Origin of the sequence: Pseudomonas sp. B19125 (genome assembly GCF_044218855.1) — a bacterium.
Taxonomy (GTDB): domain Bacteria; phylum Pseudomonadota; class Gammaproteobacteria; order Pseudomonadales; family Pseudomonadaceae; genus Aquipseudomonas; species Aquipseudomonas edaphica.
This window is the reverse complement of sequence record NZ_CP162589.1, coordinates 6,328,459-6,344,341: the sequence shown is the minus strand read 5'-3', so window position 1 is coordinate 6,344,341 and position 15,883 is coordinate 6,328,459. Positions and strand designations below refer to the sequence as shown.

At 61.5% G+C, this 15,883-nt stretch carries 11 protein-coding genes; 7 read left to right on the top strand and 4 right to left on the bottom strand.

Annotation, left to right across the window (positions count from 1 at the left end; all coding sequences use genetic code 11):
• Positions 1-27 precede the first annotated feature (27 nt).
• The 3 genes from AB4P96_RS29060 (at position 28) to AB4P96_RS29050 (ending at position 6,854) form a co-directional block, all read left to right on the top strand.
• Complete coding sequence (locus AB4P96_RS29060; RefSeq protein WP_395600362.1) at positions 28-3,318, top strand: DUF2126 domain-containing protein; 3,291 nt, start codon at positions 28-30, stop codon at positions 3,316-3,318.
• A gap of 159 nt (positions 3,319-3,477) precedes the next feature.
• Positions 3,478-5,964, top strand: coding sequence for a circularly permuted type 2 ATP-grasp protein (locus AB4P96_RS29055; protein ID WP_099548103.1), 2,487 nt, complete (start codon positions 3,478-3,480; stop codon positions 5,962-5,964).
• Positions 5,964-6,854, top strand: coding sequence for a transglutaminase family protein (locus AB4P96_RS29050; RefSeq protein ID WP_170040302.1), 891 nt, complete (start codon positions 5,964-5,966; stop codon positions 6,852-6,854). Before AB4P96_RS29055 ends, AB4P96_RS29050 begins: the two co-directional genes overlap by 1 nt.
• Before the next feature lie 46 nt (positions 6,855-6,900).
• Here the strand turns inward: AB4P96_RS29050 and AB4P96_RS29045 are convergent, their stop codons facing one another.
• Entirely contained in the window at positions 6,901-7,083 is a 183-nt protein-coding gene (locus tag AB4P96_RS29045) for a hypothetical protein (protein ID WP_017138444.1), read from the bottom strand.
• 333 nt (positions 7,084-7,416) lie between these two features.
• Here AB4P96_RS29045 and azu point away from each other — a divergent pair, with 333 nt between their 5' ends.
• On the top strand, positions 7,417-7,863 hold the full coding sequence (gene azu, locus AB4P96_RS29040) for an azurin (RefSeq protein ID WP_017138443.1): 447 nt from the start codon (positions 7,417-7,419) through the stop codon (positions 7,861-7,863).
• A 124-nt stretch (positions 7,864-7,987) separates the two neighbouring features.
• Here azu and nadE read toward each other — a convergent pair whose 3' ends face one another.
• The 3 genes from nadE to AB4P96_RS29025 all read right to left on the bottom strand — a co-directional run bounded on the left by nadE (position 7,988) and on the right by AB4P96_RS29025 (position 11,135).
• Positions 7,988-8,815 (bottom strand): ammonia-dependent NAD(+) synthetase, encoded by an 828-nt coding sequence (gene nadE, locus AB4P96_RS29035; RefSeq protein WP_017138442.1) that lies wholly within the window; start codon positions 8,813-8,815, stop codon positions 7,988-7,990.
• 3 nt (positions 8,816-8,818) lie between these two features.
• Positions 8,819-10,033 (bottom strand): nicotinate phosphoribosyltransferase, encoded by a 1,215-nt coding sequence (gene pncB, locus AB4P96_RS29030; RefSeq protein ID WP_017138441.1) that lies wholly within the window; start codon positions 10,031-10,033, stop codon positions 8,819-8,821.
• 214 nt (positions 10,034-10,247) lie between these two features.
• The gene (locus AB4P96_RS29025; RefSeq protein ID WP_017138440.1) at positions 10,248-11,135 is read right to left on the bottom strand and encodes a LysR family transcriptional regulator; all 888 of its coding nucleotides are present in this window, start codon (positions 11,133-11,135) and stop codon (positions 10,248-10,250) included.
• Between the two features lie 153 nt (positions 11,136-11,288).
• Between AB4P96_RS29025 and AB4P96_RS29020 the strand changes: the two genes are divergently transcribed.
• The 3 genes from AB4P96_RS29020 to AB4P96_RS29010 all read left to right on the top strand — a co-directional run bounded on the left by AB4P96_RS29020 (position 11,289) and on the right by AB4P96_RS29010 (position 15,730).
• Positions 11,289-12,779: an aldehyde dehydrogenase family protein gene (locus AB4P96_RS29020; RefSeq protein WP_017138439.1), complete on the top strand. Its 1,491-nt coding sequence runs from the start codon at positions 11,289-11,291 to the stop codon at positions 12,777-12,779.
• A 156-nt stretch (positions 12,780-12,935) separates the two neighbouring features.
• Complete coding sequence (locus AB4P96_RS29015) at positions 12,936-14,219, top strand: FAD-binding oxidoreductase (protein WP_170040304.1); 1,284 nt, start codon at positions 12,936-12,938, stop codon at positions 14,217-14,219.
• Positions 14,220-14,593: 374 nt separating this feature from the next.
• On the top strand, positions 14,594-15,730 hold the full coding sequence (locus tag AB4P96_RS29010; RefSeq protein WP_169986517.1) for a branched-chain amino acid ABC transporter substrate-binding protein: 1,137 nt from the start codon (positions 14,594-14,596) through the stop codon (positions 15,728-15,730).
• Positions 15,731-15,883: the final 153 nt, after the last annotated feature.

Genomic DNA, 15,883 nt, shown 5'->3' with positions numbered 1-15,883 from the left:
TCATGCCCTGGCTCGCAGGAGGCCGCCGTGTCGATTCATGTCGCGTTGCACCACGTTACGCATTACCGCTATGACCGCGCTGTCGAACTCGGCCCACAGATCGTGCGCTTGCGCCCGGCTGCCCATAGCCGCACGCGGATCTTGTCTTACGCGCTCAAAGTGCTGCCCGAGCAGCACTTCATCAATTGGCAGCAAGACCCGCAGGGCAATTACCTGGCGCGCCTGGTATTCCCGGAAAAGACCGATGAGTTGCGCATTGAGGTCGACCTCGTCGCCGAGATGGCGGTATTCAACCCGTTCGATTTTTTCCTCGAGCCCTACGCCGAAAAAATCCCCTTCAGTTACGCCGCCGATGAGCAGCGCGAGCTGGCGCCGTACCTGGAAACCTTGCCGCTGACGCCAAAGTTTGCCGCCTATCTGGCCGGCATCGACCGCACGCCGCTGCCGGCTGTGGATTTTCTGGTCGGGCTCAATCAGCGCCTGGCGGCCGACATCGGCTATTTGATCCGCATGGAGCCGGGCGTACAAACGCCGGAATTCACCTTGGGCGCCGCTTCCGGCTCCTGCCGCGATTCGGCGTGGCTGCTGGTGCAACTACTGCGCAACCTGGGGCTGGCGGCGCGGTTTGTGTCGGGCTACTTGATCCAGCTCACCGCCGACGTCAAAGCCCTCGATGGCCCGTCCGGCACCGAAGTCGACTTCACCGACCTGCACGCCTGGTGCGAGGTGTATTTGCCCGGCGCGGGCTGGATCGGCCTGGACGCCACCTCCGGGCTGTTCGCCGGTGAAGGGCATATCCCATTGGCCTGTAGCCCTGATCCTTCGTCCGCTGCGCCAATCAGCGGGCTGGTGGAACCCTGCGAGTGCGAATTTACCCACGAGATGTCGGTGGAGCGCATTTGGGAAGCGCCGCGCGTCACCAAGCCCTACACCGAAGAGCAATGGCTGGCGATCCAGGCGTTGGGCCGGCAGATCGACGCCGACCTGCTCAAGGACGATGTACGCCTGACCATGGGCGGCGAACCGACCTTTGTCTCCATCGATGATCCCGACGGCGCCGAGTGGAACACCGCGGCGCTGGGGCCGGACAAGCGTCGCCTGTCTGCCGAGCTGTTCCAGCGCATGCGCACACACTACGCGCCCAAAGGCCTGGTGCATTTCGGCCAGGGCAAGTGGTACCCCGGCGAGCAACTGCCGCGCTGGTCGCTCAATTGCTACTGGCGCCGGGACGGCGTGCCGATCTGGCACAACAGCGCGCTGATCGCCGATGAACAACAGGACTACGGCGCCGATGGCGTGATGGCTGGGCGCTTCCTGGCCAGTGTCGCCGAGCGCCTTAAACTGCCGGCACGCTTTGTGTTCCCGGCTTTCGAAGACAACTTCTACTACCTGTGGCGCGAAGGTGCGCTGCCGCAAAACGTCACCGCCCAGGACCCGCGCCTGAGTGATGACCTGGAGCGCGAGCGTCTGCGCAAAGTGTTCAGCCAGGGCCTGGATAAAGTCATCGGCCAAGTGTTGCCTCTGGCGCGCACGGCGGCCAATGACCGCTGGCAGAGTGGGCGCTGGTACCTGCGTGACAACCACTGCCGTCTGGTGCCGGGCGACTCGCCGCTGGGTTACCGCCTGCCACTGGCCTCGCAACCGTGGGTGACGGCGGCGGAATACCCATTTGTGCATCCCACTGACCCGAATCAGGATCAGCCGGACCTGCCGACCACCGCGCAACTGCAAAGCCATGGCACGCCTGCGCCGAGCGACGAGCGCGTGCCCAAGGTCGACGAATCCGCCGATTGGCTGACTCGCACCGCCTTGTGTGCCGAAGCACGGGAAGGGCGTTTGTACCTGTTTATGCCGCCGCTGGAACGCGTCGAGGATTACCTGGAGTTGGTGGCCGCTATTGAAGCCACCGCCGAAGAACTGCATTGCCCGGTGTTGCTGGAAGGTTACGAGCCGCCGTTCGATACGCGCTTGAGCAACTTCCGGGTCACGCCGGATCCGGGTGTGATCGAGGTCAATGTGCAGCCGTCCGCCACTTGGGATGAGCTGGTAGAGCGCACCGAGTTCCTCTATGAAGAGGCGCGGCAAACCCGCCTGACCACCGAAAAGTTCATGATCGACGGACGCCACACCGGCACCGGCGGTGGTAACCACTTTGTGCTGGGCGGCGCGACGCCGAAAGACTCACCGTTCCTGCGCCGCCCGGATTTGCTGCGCAGCCTGATCAGCTACTGGCATAACCATCCGTCCTTGTCGTACCTGTTTTCCGGGCTGTTTATCGGCCCGACCTCCCAGGCGCCACGGGTGGATGAAGCGCGTAACGACGCGCTGTATGAGCTGGAAATCGCCTTCGCACAAATGCCCGAGCCTGGCGAAGAATGCCCGCCGTGGCTGGTCGACCGGCTGTTGCGCAACCTGCTGATCGACGTGACTGGCAACACCCACCGCGCCGAATTCTGCATCGACAAACTCTACTCGCCCGATGGCGCCACTGGCCGCCTGGGTCTGTTGGAATTGCGTGCGTTCGAAATGCCGCCCCATGCGCGCATGAGCCTCACCCAACAATTGCTGTTGCGCGCCTTGGTCGCGCGTTTCTGGCGCGAACCGTATGCACCGCCAAAACTGGCGCGTTGGGGCACTGAGCTGCACGATCGCTTTTTGCTGCCGCACTTTATCGAGCAGGATTTTGCCGACGTGATCGTCGAGCTGAATGCTGCTGGTTACCCGCTGCGCGCCGAATGGTTTGCCGCGCACCTGGCGTTTCGTTTCCCCAAGGTCGGCGACTACGCCGTCAGCGGTATCGAACTGGAGTTGCGCCAGGCGTTGGAGCCTTGGCACGTGCTGGGCGAAGAAGGCGCCGTCGGTGGCACGGTGCGTTACGTGGACTCATCCCTGGAACGCTTGCAGGTGAAGTTGAGCGGCTTGGCGCCGCAACGCTACCTGCTGACCTGCAACGGCATCCCGGTGCCGTTGCAGCCGACCGGGCGTATCGGCGAGTTCGTCGCTGGCGTGCGTTATCGCGCCTGGCAACCGGCTAACTGTTTGCAACCGACCATCGCGGTGCATGCGCCGTTGGTGTTCGACTTGCTCGATACCTGGATGCAACGCTCGCTGGGCGGCTGCCAGTACCACGTAGCGCATCCGGGTGGGCGCAATTACGACAGCTTGCCGGTGAATGCCAATGAGGCGGAGAGCCGGCGCATGGCGCGGTTTTTCCGCCTCGGCCACAGCCCAGGCAAATTGCCTGTGCCGCCCTTGGTGATTAACGATGAACTACCAATGACCCTGGATTTGCGGCGTTTCCCCAATAAAAATGACTAAATGAGATCTAAAATGTGGGAGCTGGCTTGCCTGCGATAGCGGTGTATCAGCCAGCCAATCAGGTGGTAGGAAAACCGCTATCGCAGGCAAGCCAGCTCCCACACAAGATCGCGTTGAATTTGATTTAAACTGACTTCCCTTGCCTCTGCCGAGCGTTCCATGCCCGACTTGCTCGACCGTTACCCGCTCACTGCGGGCACCTATCACGAACTGCTCGACGACAGTGGCGCGGTACGTGCCCATTGGCAGCGCCTGCTCGATCACCTGCAACGCAGTACGCCCGTGCAACTGGCCCAGCGCCAGGCGTTGCTGACCCGGCAGATCCAGGAAAACGGCGTGACCTACAACGTCTACGCCGACCCCAAAGGCGCCGACCGCCCGTGGGAGCTGGACTTGCTGCCCCATGTGCTGGCCGCCGATGAGTGGCTGCACCTGTCGGCCGGTATCGCCCAGCGTGCGCGTTTGCTCAATGCCGTGCTCGCCGACCTGTACGGCCCGCAGCGCTTGATCAAAGAAGGCCTGTTGCCGGCGGAGCTGGTGTTTGGGCACAACAACTTCCTGTGGCCGTGCCAGGGCATTCAGCCACCGGACGGCGCGTTTCTGCACCTGTATGCCGTGGACCTGGCGCGCACCCCGGATGGCCGTTGGTGGGTCACCGCCGACCGTACCCAGGCGCCATCGGGCGCAGGTTACGCGCTGGAAAACCGCACCATCGTGTCCCGTGCATTCCCGGATCTGTACCGCGATTTGCAGGTTCAACACCTCACCGGTTTCTTCCGCACGCTCCAGGAAACCCTGGCCCGCCAGGCGCCCGGTGACGACCAGCCACCGTTGATCGTGCTGCTCACGCCGGGGCGTTTCAACGAAAGCTATTTCGAACACCTCTACCTGGCGCGCCAGCTCGGCTACCCATTGGTAGAAGGCGGCGACCTCACGGTGCGCGACAGCACGGTGTTCCTCAAAACCCTCAGCGGCCTGCGCCGGGTGCACGCGATCATGCGGCGCCTGGATGACGATTTCTGCGACCCGCTGGAGCTGCGCACCGACTCGGCGCTGGGCGTGCCCGGCCTGCTGGATGCGGTGCGCCAGGGCAATGTGCTGGTGGCCAATGCCTTGGGCAGCGGCGTGCTGGAGTCGCCCGGTTTGCTCGGCTTTCTGCCGAAGATCAACGAGTTTTTGTTTGGTGAAGAACTGATCCTGCCGTCCATCGCCACCTGGTGGTGCGGCGAGGCGCCGGTGCTGGCCGAAGCCTTGGAAAAGCTGCCGGAATTGCTGATCAAACCAGCGTTTCCTTCGCAAAGCTTCGCGCCGGTATTCGGCCGCGATTTGAACGAAGAGCAACGCCTGGCCCTGGCCGAGCGCATGCGTGCGCGGCCTTACGCCTATGTGGCCCAGGAGCTGGCGCAATTGTCCCAGGCGCCGGTATGGCACACCGTCGACGACCATCTGCAACACCGTGCCATCGGCATGCGCGTGTACGCGGTGGCCAGCGCTGACGGCTACCGTGTACTGCCCGGCGGCCTGACTCGCGTGGCGGCTGAGGCGGATGCCGAAGTGGTGTCGATGCAGCGTGGTGGCGCGAGCAAAGACACGTGGGTGCTCGGCGATCGCGCTGTCGGCGGCGAGCATTGGCGCGCGCAACGGGCGATTGGCGTACATGATCTGGTGCGGCGCGACCCTTATCTGCCGTCGCGCGTAGTGGAAAACCTGTTCTGGTTTGGCCGTTACTGCGAACGCTGTGATGACAGCGCGCGCTGGCTGCGCATTGTGCTGGCGCGTTATGTCGATGGCGACGACCCGCAAGCCTTGCAGGCCGCTGTCGAGCTGGGCGAGACCCTGCGCTTGTTGCCGGAGGAGGGCGAACTGCCCGAGCGCCTGCTTGCCGCTTTGCTCGGCGATGACTGGCCGTCGAGCCTGCGCGCCAACCTGCAACGCTTGCAGTGGGCGGCGTCCCAGGTGCGTGGCAAGTTGTCCCGCGAGAACTGGCAAGCGCTAGTGGAGTTGCAGCGCGAAGCCCTGGAGTTGGAAAGCGAGGCCCCGGATTTTGGCGAGTTGCTGGACTTCCTCAACCGCCTGGTGATGTCCCTGGCGGCGCTGTCCGGGTTTGCCCTGGATGACATGACCCGTGATGAAGGCTGGCGCTTTTTGATGATGGGCCGGCGTATTGAGCGCCTGCAATTTCTCAGCAGCAGCCTCGCCGCGTTCCTGCGTGGCGTGGCGGTATTTGATCAGGCCGGGCTGGAATGGCTGCTGGAGCTGGGCAATAGCAGCATCACCTATCGCTCGCGTTACCTGGCCGTGCCGCAACTGATCCCGGTGCTCGACTTGTTGCTGCTCGATGAGCAGAACCCGCATGCGGTGCTGTTCCAGTTGAAGCTGGTCAGCCGCACCCTGCGGCGTCTCAATGATGACTTTGGCGTGCCACGGGAAACCGGCCTGGCGCCGTTGGTGGAGCGCCTGTCGCGTTTTGATCTGGGCTGCCTGGAGAACCCGCTGTTCGGCGAATCCAGCGTACGTGCCGCGTTGGACGGCCTGGCGGACCTGCTGCAAGCGGTCGCCGATGAGAGCGGGCAAGTGTCGGATCGCCTGGCGTTGCGCCACTTTGCCCATGTGGATGATGTCAGCCAGCAAACGGTGTCGGTGTGATGAGTGCGCGCTACCAGATTTTTCACGATACCCATTACCACTACGACAGCCCGGTGTCCCTGGCCCAGCAGTTGGCGCACCTGTGGCCGCGGCCGTGCGCGTGGCAGCGCTGCAGTTCCCAGCAATTGGATATCAGCCCGCAGCCGTCGTCGCGTCGTGATGAGCTGGACGTGTTCGGCAACCCGATCACCCGGCTGGCGTTCGAACGGCCCCATGATGAATTGCTGGTCAATGCCGGGCTGACCGTGGAAGTGCTGGCGCGGCCGGCGCTGGATTTCCAGCAGTCACCGCCTTGGGACCAGACGCGCGACAGCCTGACCTACAGCAGCCAGGTGCTGTCGCCGGAGATGCTCGAAGCCTGCCGTTATCGCTTCGAGTCGCCCTACGTGCACCTGAAGAGCACCTTCGTCGAGTTCTCCGAAAGCTGCTTCCCGCCAGGCGTGCCGTTGCTGCTGGGCGTGCAGGCCTTGATGCAGAAGATCTTCAGCGAATTCACCTTCGATGCCGAAGCCACCCAGGTCGCCACGCCCTTGGTGGAAGTGCTGGAGCGCCGACGCGGCGTGTGCCAGGACTTCGCTCACCTGATGCTCGCGTGCCTGCGCTCGCGGGGCCTGGCCGCGCGTTACATCAGCGGCTACCTGCTGACCCAGCCACCGCCCGGCCAGCCACGTCTGATCGGCGCCGATGCATCCCACGCCTGGGTCTCGGTGTTTTGCCCGGTGGCGGGCTGGGTGGATTTTGATCCGACGAATAACGTGCAGCCGGCACTGGAGCACATCACTCTGGCCTGGGGCCGTGATTTCTCGGATGTGTCGCCGTTGCGTGGGGTGATTCTGGGAGGAGGGAACCATGACCCGGAGGTTCGGGTGACGGTGATGCCGCTGGAGTAACAGTGGGTTGGGGTGAGCAGGGAGGGCCTGCTCACCTCAACAAAATTTATTCCGCCGGGTCTTTCGGTGTCTCGGTGTCATCAGCAGCCACTTCGCCTTCAGCATCCGGGTTCAGTGCGCCTGCTTCTTCATCTGCAGCGGCTTTCTTGCGTTGCAGCTTTTCCTCTTTCTTCTGCTCCTTGGCCAAGTCTCTCTGACGTTTGGCGAAGGAGTAATTAGGTTTGGCCATGGGCGATCCTCTAGGGTCGAAGGTGAGGGTGGGCGGCGCGCAGCTGCCTTGGGTCGCTATGGTAGCAGCTTAGCAGCGCGATTGGCCTTCACTTACCGCAGGCATACGCGGCCAAGAGGCCGTTGAAGAACTGATTGAAGTGCATGGCAGACGCTCCGGTGGGTGATGGAGCGATCATAAGCGGGTGGCGGTTGTTTGGCTGGTAGATTGTGTTGATCAGTCTGATAGCCTAAAGTTGTATACAATCTGTTGATTCAGATCATAAGAATTTCAGCCTGCTTGGGGCACCCTAGTCGCAATACGCGTTTTTTAAACCCTGCCTTGGAGATTCACATGTTTGCCAAAATCGTTGCTGTTTCCCTGCTGACACTGGCGAGCGGCCAGTTGCTTGCTGCAGAGTGCGCGGTCACTGTTGATTCCACCGACCAGATGTCCTTTAACACCAAAGAAATCACCATCGACAAGAGCTGCAAGAAGTTCACCGTGAACCTTGAACACTCCGGCAGCTTGCCGAAAAACGTCATGGGCCATAACTGGGTGCTGAGTTCCGCCGCCGACATGCCGGGCGTTGCCAGCGACGGCATGGCCGCTGGTATCGACAAAAACTACCTCAAAGACGGCGACACTCGCATCATTGCTCACACCAAGATCATTGGTGCTGGTGAGAAAGATTCGGTGACCTTTGATGTGTCGAAACTGGCTGCCGGCACGGATTACGCGTTCTTCTGCTCGTTCCCGGGCCACATCTCGATGATGAAAGGCACTGTGGTAGTCAAGTAACACCGCGTTATCGTTCATCGCAGGCAAGCCAGCTCCCACATTTGACCGCGTTCCCCTGTTGGAACTCGGTCAAGTGTGGGAGCTGGCTTGTCGAATCGTCGCACCGCTGCGATTGCGGTCTACCTCACGGCGCGAAGGGCATGACGCGCTTGTGCTCAGTCTTGCGATACGTGTCGCAGATAATCTTGAACGCTTCCTCACGCACCGGCTCGCCGTGCAGGAACGCATCGATCTCGGCGTAGGTCACGCCGTGTGAGGCTTCGTCCGGTTTGCCCGGCGACAGGTCTTCAAGGTCGGCAGTCGGGATCTTCTCGACCAGCGACTCCGGCGCGCCAAAGTGCCGCGCAATCGCACGCACCTGGTTCTTCACCAATCCGCTCAGCGGCGCCAGGTCGCAGGCACCGTCACCGAACTTGGTGAAGAAACCCATCACCGCTTCCGCCGCATGGTCAGTGCCGATCACCAAACCACCGGCCGCGCCAGCGATGGTGTACTGCGCCACCATGCGCATGCGCGCCTTGGTGTTGCCCAGCACGAAATCACGCGACACCGCCGCCTTGCCTTCAAACGCCGCCACTTCATTGGCCAGGGATTTAACCGCCGGGCCGATGTTCACGGTGTGGCGTTCGTCCGGGTCGATAAAGTCCACCGACGCCTGGGCGTCGTGTTCGTCGAACTGGGTTTCGTAGGGCAGGCGCACCGCGATAAAACGGTAGGCTTCATCACCTGTGCTGGCGCGCAGTTCTTTCATTGCACGCTGGGCAAGCAGGCCGGCGGTCAGCGAGTCGACACCGCCGCTGATGCCCAGCACCAAGCTCTTGAGCCCGGAATTGCGCAGGCAGCCTTGGATAAACCCTACGCGGCGCGCCACTTCGGCCTCAAGGGCGGCCTGGTCGTTGAACGGTGCTTGGACCTTGAGCTGCTGCGCAATCTCACGCTGTACGGCTTGCATGATTCACTCCTTGCTGGAAAGGGCAGGTACTTTAAAAACGTGACGCAAATAGGCGACAAAATTCGGATCGGTGCAGTGGGTCTTGCCCGCCTCATCGGAAATTTTCGCGACGGGCTGGCCATTGCAGGCGGTCATTTTAAGCACGATGCTCATCGGTTCAACACCCGGAATGTCACAGGTCAGGTTGGTGCCGATACCGAAGCTGACATTAATGCGACCGCGCAATGCGCGGAAAATCTCCAGGGCCTTGGGCAGCGTCAGGCTGTCGGAGAACACCAGGGTCTTGCTCATCGGCTCGATACCGAGCTTGTGGTAGTGGGCGATGGCTTTTTCGGCCCATTGAATCGGGTCACCGGAGTCGTGGCGCAGGCCGTCAAAGAGCTTGGCGAAGTACAGGTCGAAATCGCCCAGGAACGCGTCGGTGGTGATGCAGTCGGTCAGCGCGATGCCGAGCAGGCCACGGTATTCGCGTACCCAGCAATCGAGGGCGGCGATCTGGCTGTCGATCAGGCGCGGGCCGAGTTGTTGGTGGGCCATGATCCATTCGTGGGCCATGGTGCCCAGCGGTTTCATGTCGAACTCGCGGGCCAGGTGCACGTTGCTGGTGCCGACAAAACGCCCGGGGAAGTCGTGCTTGAGCACGCTGACCACTTCTTCCTGCACGCGGTACGAGAAGCGCCGGCGGGTGCCGAAGTCGGCCACTTGCAGCTCCGAGAGCTCTTCGCTGCTGGCATTGGCGGACAGCCAGTCGAATTTGCGGTACAGCTGTTCGCGGGCCTGTTCGAGGATGACGGTCTGGTAGCGGTAGCGGTTACGCACTTCGCTGACGATGGCCAGCATCGGCACTTCAAACAGGATCACATGCAGCCACGGCCCACGCAGGCGGATAAATAGCTCGCCGTTCTCGATGCCGGTTTGCACATAGCGCAGGTTGAAGCGAAACAGCCCCAGAAAGCGCAGGAAGTCCGGCTTCATAAAGCTGATGCGTTCCAGGAAGCCCAACTGGTCGGGGCTCAGGCTCAACTCGGCGAGGCGTTCGATCTGGTAGCGGATTTCCGCCAGGTACGGGCGCAGGTCTTCACTGTTGCGGCAACGAAACTCCCATTCAACTTCCACGTTCGGGTAGTTGTGCAGCACCGCCTGCATCATGGTCAACTTGTAGAAGTCGGTGTCGAGCAAGTTCTGCACGATGCGATCGGCAAACACACTCTCGCTCATAACGGGAATCTCCAGACGGGTCGGCGATGGGCGCCGGCCTTTACGCACAATTAAGGAAGGGTGCTAGTGGCGCATAGACCTGTAGGGTTTTGCCAGTGATTTTTTCAGTGCGGCCACTGGCCTCATCGCAGGCAAGCCAGCTCCCACACTTGAAATGCATTCCAAAGGTGGGAGCTGGCTTGCCTGCGATAGCGGTGGTGCAGCCCAAAAAGAGCTAAACCTGCTCCATCATCCACTTCACAAACTCACGCACCTTGGGCACCTCCGCCGAATGCTCGGGATACGCCAGGTAATACGCATCCTGGCTGGGCATCGCATGCTGCCAGGGAATCACCAGCTTGCCCTCGGCCAGCTCTTCCTCCACCAGAAAGCGCGGCAACAAGGCCACGCCACAGCCGACCTGCGCCGCCCGAATGCACATATAAAAGGTATCAAAACGCGGCCCGTGGTAGCTGTGCTCGGTCTGGTAGCCCTGGCTGGCGAACCAGTCATGCCAGCCTTGCGGTCGCGAGGCGTTTTGCAGCAGCACCAGGTTGCTCAACTGCGTGGGGTCGGTGAATGGCTGCGCAGGCAAGCTCTCTGGCGCACACACCGGCACCAACTCTTCGCTGAACAGTTTCAGGCTCTCGGTGCCTGGCCGTGAACGCTGGCCGAAGTAGAAGGCCATGTCGGCCTTGCCTTGCAACAGTTCGTCCGGCTCCTGCTCGTTGCACAGGTCCAGGTGGATCTGCGGGTGACGCAAACGCCAGCCCTTGAGGCGCGGCACCAGCCAGCGCGCGCCGAACGTGTAGGGCGTGGACACGCGCAGCACTTCGGTCTCGCCGCCGTAGGAGCGCAGGTAGTGGGTGGACATCTCCACTTGCGTGAGGATCTTGCGCACTTCCACCAGGTACAAATCCCCTGCCGGGGTCATCTGCAAGCGGCGGCGCACCCGGCGAAACAATAGGTGTTGGAGCAATTCTTCCAGCTGCGCGACCTGCTTGCTCACCGCGCTTTGCGTGAGGTTCAGTTCCTCGGCAGCGCGGGTGAAGCTCAGGTGGCGGGTGGCGGCTTCGAAACACTGCAGGGCGGTGATCGAGGGCAAATGTCTTTTATTCAGCACGGCACGCCTCTTTTTATTCTTTGCATGAGTAAACGGAATGATATCTCGCCTAATCGTCGTTTGTTGGCAAGTCTTGGGCCAGCTACAAATAAGGTCTGGATCGCCGTGTCTGTGGCGGCGCGAATTTTCTGTTTGAGTTTGAAGGAGTGACCCATGGTTGCCGCATTGCTTGACCGTCTCGGGGTAAACCCGGCGCTGTACCAGTCGGGTAAACAGCCCGTGCATTCGCCGATTGATGGCAGCCGTATCGGCAGTGTGCACTGGGAAGGTGCCGCTGAAGTGGAGCAGCAGGTCAGTCGCGCCGAGCATGCATTCGAGGCCTGGCGCAAGGTGCCGGCACCGCGTCGCGGCGAGCTGGTGCGCCAGTTCGGCGATGTATTGCGCGAATATAAAGCCGACCTGGGCGAGTTGGTGTCGTGGGAGGCCGGCAAGATCACCCAGGAAGGCTTGGGTGAAGTGCAGGAGATGATCGACATCTGCGACTTCGCCGTGGGCCTGTCCCGCCAGTTGTACGGCTTGACCATCGCCTCCGAGCGCCCAGGCCACCACATGCGTGAAACCTGGCACCCGCTGGGTGTGGTCGGCGTGATCAGCGCCTTCAACTTCCCGGTCGCCGTGTGGGCGTGGAACACCACGCTGGCGCTGGTGTGCGGCAACGCGGTGATCTGGAAACCCTCGGAAAAGACCCCGCTGACCGCCTTGGCCTGCCAGGCATTGTTCGAGCGCGTACTGAAGAAGTTCGACGGCGCCCCCGACTACCTCAGCCAAGTGATCATTGGCGGCCGTGACGCCGGTGCGGCGCTGGTGGATGACCCGCGCGTTGCGCTGATCAGCGCCACCGGCAGCACGCGCATGGGCCGCGAAGTGGCGCCGAAAGTCGCCGCACGTTTCGCCCGCAGCATCCTTGAGCTGGGCGGCAACAACGCGATGATCCTCGGCCCAAGCGCCGACCTCGACATGGCCGTGCGCGCCATTCTGTTCAGCGCCGTCGGCACTGCCGGCCAGCGTTGCACCACCTTGCGCCGTTTAATCGCCCATGAGTCGGTCAAGGAAGAAATCGTTACCCGTCTCAAAGCCGCCTATTCCAAAGTGCGCATCGGCCACCCGCTGGAAGGCAACCTGATCGGCCCGCTGATCGACAAGCACGGCTTCGAGAACATGCAGGACGCCCTGGAGCAAGCCTTGAGCGAAGGCGGCAAGGTGTTCGGCGGCAAGCGCCAGCTGGAAGACAAGTTCCCGAATGCCTACTACGTGTCGCCGGCCATTGTGGAGATGCCCGAGCAAAGTGACGTGGTGTGTACCGAAACCTTCGCGCCGATTCTGTATGTGGTTGGCTACAGCGACTTCACCGAAGCCTTGCGCCTGAATAACGCCGTGCCGCAAGGCCTGTCCTCGTGCATCTTCACCACCGACGTGCGTGAAGCCGAGCAGTTCATGTCGGCGGTGGGCAGTGACTGCGGCATCGCCAACGTCAACATCGGCCCGAGCGGCGCGGAGATTGGTGGCGCGTTTGGTGGTGAGAAAGAGACCGGTGGTGGGCGTGAGTCGGGTTCGGATGCATGGCGCGGGTATATGCGTCGCCAGACCAATACCGTGAACTACTCGTTGGAGCTGCCCTTGGCCCAAGGCATCACCTTCGACTGATCCCCCAAGTCGAAGTGGGATCAATGTGGGAGCTGGCTTGCCTGCGATAGCGGTGGTGGCTGATACACCGCTATCGCAGGCAAGCCAGCTCCCACATTTGGTCTCATTTGCAATTCAGAACAATAGTTGTTTGTTGGGTCTCATCGGAGTCTGGCAATGGCACTACGCGAAACATGTTTATGGGAACAACTCACCCCAGGCCGGCCCGATCGCGCCGCGCTCAAGGGCGAGGTCAAGGTTGATGTGTGCGTGATCGGTGCCGGTATCACCGGCTTGTCGGCCGCCATTCACCTGCTGGAGCAAGGCAAAAGCGTCGCCGTGCTGGAGGCTCATCGCACCGGCCATGGCGGTTCGGGGCGTAACGTCGGGCTGGTCAACGCCGGTATGTGGATCCCGCCGGACGAGATCGAAGCGGGTTTCGGCGAAGCGGTGGGCAGCCAGCTCAACCGCATGCTGGGCGCGGCGCCGTCGCTGGTGTTCAGCCTGATCGACAAATACAAGATTGATTGCCAACTGCGCCGTGAGGGCACCTTGCACATGGCGCATAACGCCCGTGGCGAGGCGGATTTGCGCAGTCGCGAAGAGCAATGGAAACGCCGTGGCGCCCCCGTCGAGTTGCTCACGGGCCAGGCGTGTGAACAGGCCACCGGCACCAAAAAGATCGCCGCCGCCCTGCTGGACCGGCGCGCTGGCACCTTGAACCCAATGGCCTACACCAGTGGCCTGGCGAATGCCGCCGTGGGGCTTGGCGGGCAACTGTTCGATCATTCGCCAGTCACTCAGCTTGAACGCCAAGGTGCAGTCTGGTCGGTGCAGACCACCCAAGGTTCAGTGCAGGCGGCGCAAGTGGTGATCGCCTCCAACGCCTATACCGAAGGTGAATGGACTGAGCTGCGGCGCAACTTTTTCCCCGGCTATTACTACCAGGTCGCCTCGGCACCGCTGACGGACGACGCCGCCAAACAGATCCTCCCCGGCGGGCAGGGCTCGTGGGACACACGCCAGGTGTTAAGCAGCATCCGCCGCGACGCGGATGGTCGCTTGTTGCTCGGCAGCCTGGGCAATGGCAACCAGAAACCGACGTGGTTCCTCAAGGCGTGGGCCGATCGGGTGCAGCAGCATTACTTCCCGTACCTCAAATCGGTGCAGTGGGAATGCACTTGGACCGGCTGCATCGCCTTCACCCCGGACCACCTGATGCGCCTGTTCGAGCCGGCCCCCGGTCTGGTCGCCGTCACCGGTTATAACGGCCGCGGCGTGACCACGGGCAGTGTGGTGGGCAAGGCCTTTGCCGACTACTTATGTCACCAGGATCCACAGGCGTTGCCGATCCCGTTTGCGCCGATGCAACCGCTGGCCGGGGTGGGCCTGCGCAGTTGCCTGTATGAAGCGGGGTTCTCGCTGTATCACGCCGGGCAATGCCTGCGGATCGTGGTCTGATCAGCGAAATACCTGTCAAAAGCCTGCATCTTCTTAGCAGGCTACTAATCTGTATTGGTGCAAGTCGTAGCAATCACGCACTGTAAATGTGCAGTTCCGTTACGCACATTGTTACAGCTGTAGGAACTGTCGTTTAGGCATCCGGTTGCAGGTGCGACCTGCCAGGGTTGTACTTTTTGGATTCATTGGTTGCACCTTTCGATGCTAGACGGTTGCACGTACTGGCAAAGGGAGTCGAAACGCCTGTAATAACAATGACACCGTGTCTTTTTGAAGAATAAAAAAGTAATGGCACGCGCCTTGCTCTGGGCTTTCCTGTGAAAGTTTGACGCGAATTCGTAGTGCCAATAAACAAAAACCTCGGAGCACCACTCATGTCCCAGACGTTTTACAAGAAAGGTTTTCTGGCCCTCGCCGTTGCAGCGGCGTTGGGTGTTTCTGCGTTTGTTCAAGCTGATGTGAAGATTGGCGTTGCGGGGCCGATGACCGGCGCCAACGCCTCGTTCGGTGAGCAGTACATGAAGGGTGCCCAGGCGGCAGCCGAAGTGATCAACAAGGCTGGCGGCATTAACGGTGAGAAAGTCGTGCTGGTTGCCGGTGACGATGCTTGCGAACCCAAGCAGGCCGTGGCCGTGGCTAACCGTCTGGCGGACCAGGACAAAGTGATCGGCGTGGTAGGGCACTTCTGCTCGTCGAATACCATTCCCGCCTCTGAGGTCTACGACGAAGCGGGCATCATCGCGATCACTCCAGGCTCTACCAACCCACAAGTGACAGAACGCGGCCTGGGCGCCATGTTCCGCATGTGTGGTCGTGACGACCAGCAGGGCATCGTCGCCGGCGATTACATCGTCGACGTGCTCAAGGGCAAGAAAGTCGCGGTCATCAACGACAAGGACACCTACGGCAAAGGCCTGGCCGATGCCACCGCTGCCCAACTGACCAAGCGCGGCGTCAAGCCGGTGCTGGAAGAAGGCCTGACCCGTGGCGAGAAAGACTTCAGCGCCCTGGTTACCAAAATCCGCTCCTTGGGCGCTGACGTCGTGTATTTCGGTGGTCTGCACCCTGAAGCCGGCCCACTGGTTCGCCAGATTCGTGAAGCCGGCCTCAAGGACGTCAAGTTCATGTCCGATGACGGCGTAGTGACTGACGAACTGGTTGCCACCGCTGGCGGCAAGCAATACGTAGACGGCGTGTACATGACTTTCGGCGCCGACCCGCGTCTGCTGCCAGACAGCAAGGCTGTAGTGGAAGAGTTCCGCAAAGCCGGCTACGAGCCAGAGGGCTACACCCTGTATGCCTATGCCTCGCTGCAAGCCCTGGCCGCCGGCTTCAACGGCGCCAAATCCAACAAAGGCGAAGACGCCGCCAAGTGGCTCAAGGCTCACCCGGTGAAAACCGTCATGGGCGAAAAAGCCTGGGATACCAAGGGCGACCTGAAAATCTCCGACTACGTGGTTTACCAGTGGGATAAAGACGGCAAATACCACCAGTTGGAAAAGCAGAAGTAAGAACAAGCACCACGGAACCCATGTAGGAGCGGGCTTGTTGTGGGAGCTGGCTTGCCTGCGATACAGGCACCTCGGTACTTCAGTAGTACCCAGGTGATGCAATCGCAGGCAAGCCAGCTCCCACACAAGCCAGCTCCCACACAGGGCCCCGCT

What these genes read in the sequence shown, in the direction of transcription:
- AB4P96_RS29045 (WP_017138444.1), bottom strand. Translation starts at nt 7,083, where the DNA reads ATGGCCAAACCTAATTACTCCTTCGCCAAACGTCAGAGAGACTTGGCC.
- AB4P96_RS29055 (WP_099548103.1), top strand. Translation starts at nt 3,478, where the DNA reads ATGCCCGACTTGCTCGACCGTTACCCGCTCACTGCGGGCACCTATCAC.
- AB4P96_RS29050 (WP_170040302.1), top strand. Translation starts at nt 5,964, where the DNA reads ATGAGTGCGCGCTACCAGATTTTTCACGATACCCATTACCACTACGAC.
- pncB (WP_017138441.1), bottom strand. Translation starts at nt 10,033, where the DNA reads ATGAGCGAGAGTGTGTTTGCCGATCGCATCGTGCAGAACTTGCTCGAC.
- nadE (WP_017138442.1), bottom strand. Translation starts at nt 8,815, where the DNA reads ATGCAAGCCGTACAGCGTGAGATTGCGCAGCAGCTCAAGGTCCAAGCA.
- AB4P96_RS29020 (WP_017138439.1), top strand. Translation starts at nt 11,289, where the DNA reads ATGGTTGCCGCATTGCTTGACCGTCTCGGGGTAAACCCGGCGCTGTAC.
- azu (WP_017138443.1), top strand. Translation starts at nt 7,417, where the DNA reads ATGTTTGCCAAAATCGTTGCTGTTTCCCTGCTGACACTGGCGAGCGGC.
- AB4P96_RS29015 (WP_170040304.1), top strand. Translation starts at nt 12,936, where the DNA reads ATGGCACTACGCGAAACATGTTTATGGGAACAACTCACCCCAGGCCGG.
- AB4P96_RS29010 (WP_169986517.1), top strand. Translation starts at nt 14,594, where the DNA reads ATGTCCCAGACGTTTTACAAGAAAGGTTTTCTGGCCCTCGCCGTTGCA.